Source organism: Candidatus Schekmanbacteria bacterium (genome assembly GCA_003695725.1).
Taxonomy (GTDB): Bacteria; Schekmanbacteria; GWA2-38-11; order GWA2-38-11; family J061; genus J061.
Window position 1 is genome coordinate 1 of sequence record RFHX01000014.1, and the last position, 6904, is coordinate 6904.

Below are 6904 nucleotides of genomic sequence, written 5' to 3' on the forward strand. Positions count from 1 at the left end.
AACTGTAATCAGAATTTTTTTTCTCTTTTTTTGTTCTATAAAAAATTAAAAGATGAATTGCATCAAAATGCGGGTATGTATTTGCTGGCGCTCTTTATAGGATTACCAAAGCAGCTCTTGATTTTGTATCCAAGGTATAGTTGACATCCAAAGAAGCTAAGTTTAAAGTAAATACAATACAATTTCAGAAGATTTATAAATATCAAGTGGTGGATTGTCAAATGGTGAAAAGGGATGAAATTAAAAGAATTATTGCTCTTCTTTTTGTGTTTTTGTCATTGATTTTTTTATCTTGCTCAAAAGAAAAAGTTGTTCTTGAAAGAGTGCGATTGGCATTCTTAGACAGCGATCTCCATCAGCTTGCGGCATATGTGGCATTGGATAGAGGATTTTTTACCCAACAGGGACTGCAGGTGGAAGTTGCGGGGATATTTAAAGCGGGGCCTGAGGAAATGTCAGCATTCAGTGCAGGGGAAATAGATATAGGCTATGTAGGACTTGCGCCTGCAACAATAGCTGCTGCAAACGGAATGGCAGATGTTGTTTTATTAGCCCAAGCAAACACAGAAGGTACTTCGATTGTGGTGGGGCCTGACTTCGATGATTCAGAAGGGATAAGAAGTTTAGCGGGAAAAAGCATTGCCATTCCCGGCAAAGGCACAGTACAGGATTTTCTCCTGCAAAAAGCTATTGAAAAATGGCAAATCAATCCAATCCCTAAACAGGTTATCTTAAAGCCTCCTGAAATGCAGTTTGCCCTTAACAACGAAGATATTGATGCTTATATTGCATGGCAGCCTTATCCACAGAGGTCAGTAAGAAGAGGCAAAGGAAAAATTTTAATCGATTCTGGCAAGATATGGAAAGACCATCCCTGTTGTATCCTTGTGGGAGACAGAAAATTTATAGAAGAGGACAAACCAAGAGCTCTCAAAATTATCAAAGTCCATATAATGGCAACAGATTATATTATTGAAAATCCTGAAAAAGCAGTGGAAATTGGTGTGAAATACACAGGTATGGAAAGAGAGACTATAAGGAAAGCCATTGATAAAATACATTATACTTATTTTCCTGATATTGAAAAAACGAAGGAATATTTAGATTTTCTTGTCAAGTTTGGTTATGTAAGAAATGTGGATTCCGGCATTTTTATCAAAAGGTTTGTAAATGAGGAATTATGGACAGGGTTTTGATTTTTTTAAAAAGTGGTTCGATTTTATCAAGCCATTGCTTTTTCTCTTGATAGTTTTAGAGATTTGCACCTTCTATGGGATAATTCCTCAACATATATTTCCTTCTCCACATAGAATTGCAGTTGGGATTATAGAGCTTTCATCATCAGGAATGCCGCCCGGATATAGACTACTAAACCATTTTACTGCAAGCTTAATAAGAGTCTTTGTCGGTTTTTCTGCGGCTTTTATTGTTTCATTCCCCTTGGGAATATTGATGGGTAGATACGGTATAGTGAATAGATATTTGTCTCCAATAATCGAATCATTGCGTCCTGTGCCTCCTCTTGCTTGGCTTCCAATATCTGTTTTATGGTTTGGCCTTGGAATAGTTTCCAAAAGTTTTTTGATTTTTTTGGGGGCTTTTTTCCCTCTCTTGTCTAATACAATCCTTGGAGCATCTTCTGTTGAAAAAGAAATTGTTGAAGGGGCTATGACCCTCGGGGCGAAGGAAAGAGATATATTGCTAAAGATTATAATTCCTGCATCACTGCCATATGTTTTTACTGGTGCACGAATTGGCATGGGTATTGGATGGATGACACTCGTAGCTGCTGAGTTGACAGGCGTCAAAAGCGGTTTTGGGCTTGGCTATATGATTATGACAGCCCGTGATCTTCAGCGAATTGACCTCGTATTTTCAGGTATGGCTGTAATAGGTATAACAGGACTATTAATTGATCTTTTGGTAAGAGTTTTTGAAAATAGAGTTTTGAGATGGAAATCATATTCTGCAATAAAAGGTTGATTAATTAAATAATTTTATCCTTCAAATAATTTTGTTTTTCAAAAAGAAGATATGCTGACAGTTGCAAAGGTAAGCAAAAAATTCGAAAATTATAATGGGAATAGCCCTTTATTGGTTTTGTCCGATGTTTCATTGCATATTGAGAAAGGAAGTTTTATTTCTATTATGGGACCCAGCGGTTGCGGCAAGACAACTTTATTGCGCATCCTTGCAGGCTTGGAAAAGCCGGATAGTGGTGAAGTCAAGGTTGGAGAAAAAACCTTGAATGCACCCGGTGAAGCATCGGTGTTGATATCTCAAAAAAATGATCTTCTGCCATGGAGGACAGTAATAAAAAATATTGAATTTGGATTGGAGTTGAAAGGGATGAATTATCAAGAGAGGCATAAGAGAGCTATGGAATTGATATCATCATTTGGCTTAAAAGGGTTTGAAGATTATTATCCCTACCAACTTTCAGGAGGAATGGCACGAAAGGTTTCTTTCTTGAGAGCTATCATTACTTCACCGCAAGTCATTTTTATGGATGAGCCTTTTGTTTTTCTTGATAGAGAGGTAAGCTATGAGATACAGGAATTTTTACAATCAGCTTGGATGAAGTCAAGATGCACCATAGTGCTGGTTAGTCATAGTATTGATGAAGCAATTTTTCTTTCTCAGAAAATTCTTCTCTTTTCTAAACGTCCGGGCAGAATAATTAAAGAGATAGATAATAAACTTCCTTATCCAAGGAACAGATATAGTAAGGAATTCATTGATTTTAGAACGGAAGTAGAAATGATAATGAAGGAGGGAAAGTGATAGGTAATGGAAAACCGCTTTTCTTCAATTGTTTTTTCCCTTCTTGTGCATTTAGGGATAATTTCGCTTCTTGTATTTTCAATGAATTTTTCAGTACCTACGGTTCCTGAAAAGTTCAAAGTGATGGTTTATGATATCCCAAAAGCGTCTTCAAAAGCTCTTAAAAAGGATAGAGAAAGCGCCCTTCTTTCAGACAAAGATGCTTCAGGCGCGTCAAGATTAGGTGAAGAAAACAATGCTGAGCCATTAAGAGGGTTAAAAAAAGGGATTAACAGCGCTGATAATTCAAAACTTCCTATTCCTCGCGGGAAAATGCAATCTCCGACAGTACCGCCAATGCCAAATATAATTGAAAAAAATCGAGAGAGGAGGAAGCAGACTTTACCGCAGAAAGGTGTCAAGGAGGGGATTGAAGCAAGAAAAAGTAATGGTAAGGGAATTTTCAAAGCTGAAAGACGGGGTATTGATAGGGGAAATGGAGAGAAAGAAAAAAGATTGACTCCTGAGCAACAGAAAGAATTGGAAAAATTTCTTGCTGCTGTGAGAAAAAATCCATCTTTGAATAACAATCGTGATAACAATTTTTTAGGTTTAGACAGCAAAGACCTTTCAAAGTTTGCTGGCATTGATAGGGGATTTGGAGGTGAAGATGAAGAAGGCGAAGGTGGTAAAGGGTTAATACCATCAACAGGAAAAGTTGTTAGTCTCAATACTAAAGATTTTAAATATTTTTCATATTTTAGGCATTTGAAGGAGCTTATCGAGGGAGTATGGGTCTATCCCAAAATTGCCCGCGAGAGAGGTATTGCAGGCAATCTTGTTATACAATTTACAATCGATATAGATGGCAATTTGACAGAGGCGAAAGTAATAAGGTCCTCAGGATATTTTTTCCTCGATGATGCTGCGTTGAAAGCATTGCATGATGCTTCACCTTTTCCTCCTTTGCCCAAGAGATGGCATCAGGATTCTGTAACTATTGCAGGAAGTTTTACATATTATTTAAATTATATGCCTTGAGGCTTTTTGGACTATCAGGAATAATAGTTTATTCTTCATTTCCAATTGAAATAATTATCATTTTCCAATAGTTTTTTAAATCTAAAAAGTTTTATCAAAAGAAGGGGATAAAATGATTGCAGAAATAATTTCAATTGGGACAGAGCTTTTGTTGGGGCAGATTTTGGATACAAATTCACAGTATCTTTCGCAGAAGTTGGCAGAGATTGGTGTAAATTTATATTTTAAGCAAACCACAGGCGACAATGTGGAAAGGATAAAGGAAGCTATAAATATAGCGCTGGATAGGTCTGATTTTATAGTACTTTCAGGCGGATTAGGTCCAACAGGTGATGACTGTACAAAAAACGCAGTTTCACAGATAGTCGGAAAAAAACTCATTTTAAATGAATCAGCTTTTCAAAAATTGAAAGAGATTTTTGATGTTCGAGGTATAAAAATGTCAGAAAACAACAAGATACAAGCATATTTCCCGGAAGGTGCAATGATAATAGAAAATAAAAACGGGACGGCGCCGGGATTTATATGCAGCATCAAAGGGAAGCATATTGCGGCATTACCGGGAGTCCCATTCGAATTTAAACAGATGGTTGATGATTCTTTGATTCCCTTCATTAAAGAAAGGGCAGGAGGTGGAAAGGTAATCAAATCAAGAGTGCTGAGGACCATAGGGATGTCAGAATCCCGTTTAGCAGAAATTTTAGAAGACATCTTCAATGATAGTGTTAATCCATCTATGGCTTATCTTGCCGGAAATTCAGGTATTGCAATTAGGATTACTGCTAAAGCAGAGGATATCGATGAGGCTGAAAAAATGATATCCCATTTGGAGAGAAGGATAAGAGATAGGATAGAGGGATTAATCTATGGAGTTGATGATGAGACAATTGAAGAATCGGTAGGGAAACTGCTTCGTGCAAAAGGTTTATCCATCGCGATAGCAGAATCGTGCACAGGCGGACTTATCTCAAGCACAATAACAAATACAGCCGGCTCTTCTCTTTATTTTGATAGGGGATTTGTAACTTACAGCAATAATGCAAAAATCGAGATGCTTTCAGTTCCCGAAAAATTGATCAATGAGAAGGGTGCTGTATCTGAGGAGGTTGCCATTGAAATGGCGAGAGGGGCAAGAAAAAAAGCAGGAACAGATATTGGAGTTGGGGTAACAGGTATTGCAGGTCCCGGTGGGGGAACCGCAGAAAAACCGGTAGGACTTGTCTATATAGCCCTCTCTGCAAAGGATTGCGAAAAAGTCAAAGAATATAGACTTGGGAAACTTCGTTTGAGGAATAAACACCTTACCTCATTGCTTGCGATCAATATGCTGAGACAGTATCTTATAGGAGTCAAATAAATGAGATGCAAAGTAGTTTCCAAATCAGAAAACGATACATTTAGTCTCGGTAGAAGAATTGGAGAGGTTCTTTTGGGAGGAGAGATTTTGGCGCTTAGCGGAGAATTGGGTTCCGGAAAGACATATTTTACGAAAGGAATTGCAGGGGGATTGGGAATCGATAGAGATGTAGTTGTAAGCCCTACTTTTACTATTGTCAATGAGTATGAAGGACGGTTGAAAATGTATCACTCGGATTTCTATAGGATTGACAGTTGTGCTGAATTTGAAACCATAGGCCTTGACGAGAGCTTTAAAGAGTTTAAAGCTGTAATTGTAATAGAATGGGCTGATAAGCTTGAGCAACTATTGCCTGATGAAAAGCTGAATGTTTCAATTACTGTACAGAACAAAAATAAAAGGATATTTGAGTTTTCTACTAAGAGTAAAAAATACAATCATATCTTCAATCTTTTGAAAAAGGTGTAGTTTGAGGATAATAACATCACATATAAATACCGATTTTGATGGTTTTGCCTCGATGGTAGCAGCGTCCAAAATTTATCCAAGGTCAAAGATTGTTTTTACAGGAGCTCAGGAAAAGACCTTACGAGAATTTCTGAAAAAGGAGGGAAAGGATTTTAAGTATTTTCAGGCAGGGGAAATTGATTTATCAAAAGTTTCCTCTCTTGTCCTTGTGGATGTGAGCAGAAGTGAGAAACTGGGAGTTTTTCAGGAGCTTATTGGAAAGAAAAGCATTGAGATTCATATATACGACCACCATTTGACAACAAATAAGGGCTTAAAGTGTAAAAAAGCAGTTTTGAAGAAGAGAGGAGCAACTACTACGATATTGGTAGAAATTCTAAGACGGAAAAAAATATCTTTATCGAAGAAAGAAGCAACATTAATGGCAATGGGAATCTATGAAGAGACAGGATGCTTATCATATTCATCTACTACTCCAGAAGATTTAAGGGCAGCAGGATGGCTCATTCAATGCGGTGCCGACTTAAAATTGGTCAGAGAATATTTTAGAAGGGAAATAAATGAGGAACAATTGGATATTCTCAGCCAGCTTCTTTCATCTGCAGTAGTCATAAAAAGGAATAATTTAAAATTTGCATTTGCAACTGCAACAGAGAGTAACTATGTCGATGATGCAGCCCTTGTTGTATCACGTATTATGAATATGAAAGAATTGGATGGAATTGTTGCCCTCATAAGAATGGATGAGAGGATTCATCTTATTTTTAGGAGTTCTACTGAGGTTTTGAATTGTGCAGAAATAGCTTCTTTATTTGGCGGCGGTGGACACCAGTTTGCGGCTTCTGCTGTATCAAAAAATATGACGATTGCAGAAACGATTGACCGCATTAAGGAATATTTCGATAAGATAATACCTGCTGAAATAAAAGCATTTGAATTAATGACACCGTCACCCCTTACAATTTCTTCAAAATCTACAATGAAAAAGGCATTTTTAGAACTCAAGAAACTTCATTATAATGCTGCACCGGTTGTGGCAAAAAGTGGCGAAGTAGTAGGTGTCATCAACAGAAAAACGTTAGAGAGGGCAGTTAGCCATAAAATGTCAAAAGAAAAAGTTGAAAATTATGTAAATTCAAACTTTGCAGAAGTTGATTTCGATACACCGGCAAAGAAAGTAGTTGAGCTTATGATAAGAGACAAGATTCCTTTTTTGACAGTTATGAAAGGTGGAAAACTTGAAGGCGTTATAACAAGAAGTGACCTGATTAAACA

At 37.2% G+C, this 6904-nt stretch carries 7 protein-coding genes; all 7 read left to right on the top strand.

What is annotated here, in order from left to right; all coding sequences use genetic code 11:
* Positions 1 to 221 precede the first annotated feature (221 nt).
* Positions 222 to 1196 (top strand): ABC transporter substrate-binding protein, encoded by a 975-nt coding sequence (locus tag D6734_00655; GenBank protein ID RMF98195.1) that lies wholly within the window; start codon positions 222 to 224, stop codon positions 1194 to 1196.
* Positions 1171 to 1983: an ABC transporter permease gene (locus tag D6734_00660; GenBank protein RMF98196.1), complete on the top strand. Its 813-nt coding sequence runs from the start codon at positions 1171 to 1173 to the stop codon at positions 1981 to 1983. Before D6734_00655 ends, D6734_00660 begins: the two co-directional genes overlap by 26 nt.
* A gap of 51 nt (positions 1984 to 2034) precedes the next feature.
* Positions 2035 to 2784 carry an ABC transporter ATP-binding protein gene (locus tag D6734_00665; GenBank protein RMF98197.1) on the top strand — a complete coding sequence of 250 codons (750 nt, stop codon included), beginning with the start codon at positions 2035 to 2037 and terminating at the stop codon, positions 2782 to 2784.
* A gap of 6 nt (positions 2785 to 2790) precedes the next feature.
* Positions 2791 to 3804: a TonB family protein gene (locus tag D6734_00670; protein RMF98198.1), complete on the top strand. Its 1014-nt coding sequence runs from the start codon at positions 2791 to 2793 to the stop codon at positions 3802 to 3804.
* 112 nt (positions 3805 to 3916) lie between these two features.
* Positions 3917 to 5161, top strand: a complete 1245-nt coding sequence (locus D6734_00675) for a competence/damage-inducible protein A (protein RMF98199.1) — start codon at positions 3917 to 3919, stop codon at positions 5159 to 5161.
* Complete coding sequence (gene tsaE, locus D6734_00680) at positions 5162 to 5629, top strand: tRNA (adenosine(37)-N6)-threonylcarbamoyltransferase complex ATPase subunit type 1 TsaE (protein ID RMF98200.1); 468 nt, start codon at positions 5162 to 5164, stop codon at positions 5627 to 5629. It begins immediately after the preceding gene.
* Between the two features lies 1 nt (position 5630).
* Positions 5631 to 6904 (top strand): CBS domain-containing protein (locus tag D6734_00685; GenBank protein RMF98201.1); only part of this gene is annotated, 1274 nt, incomplete at its 3' end.

Excerpts from the sequence above, each read along its gene's own strand:
- D6734_00655 (RMF98195.1), top strand. The coding sequence starts at position 222 with ATGGTGAAAAGGGATGAAATTAAAAGAATTATTGCTCTTCTTTTTGTG.
- D6734_00660 (RMF98196.1), top strand. The coding sequence starts at position 1,171 with ATGAGGAATTATGGACAGGGTTTTGATTTTTTTAAAAAGTGGTTCGAT.
- D6734_00665 (RMF98197.1), top strand. The coding sequence starts at position 2,035 with ATGCTGACAGTTGCAAAGGTAAGCAAAAAATTCGAAAATTATAATGGG.
- D6734_00670 (RMF98198.1), top strand. The coding sequence starts at position 2,791 with ATGGAAAACCGCTTTTCTTCAATTGTTTTTTCCCTTCTTGTGCATTTA.
- D6734_00675 (RMF98199.1), top strand. The coding sequence starts at position 3,917 with ATGATTGCAGAAATAATTTCAATTGGGACAGAGCTTTTGTTGGGGCAG.
- tsaE (RMF98200.1), top strand. The coding sequence starts at position 5,162 with ATGAGATGCAAAGTAGTTTCCAAATCAGAAAACGATACATTTAGTCTC.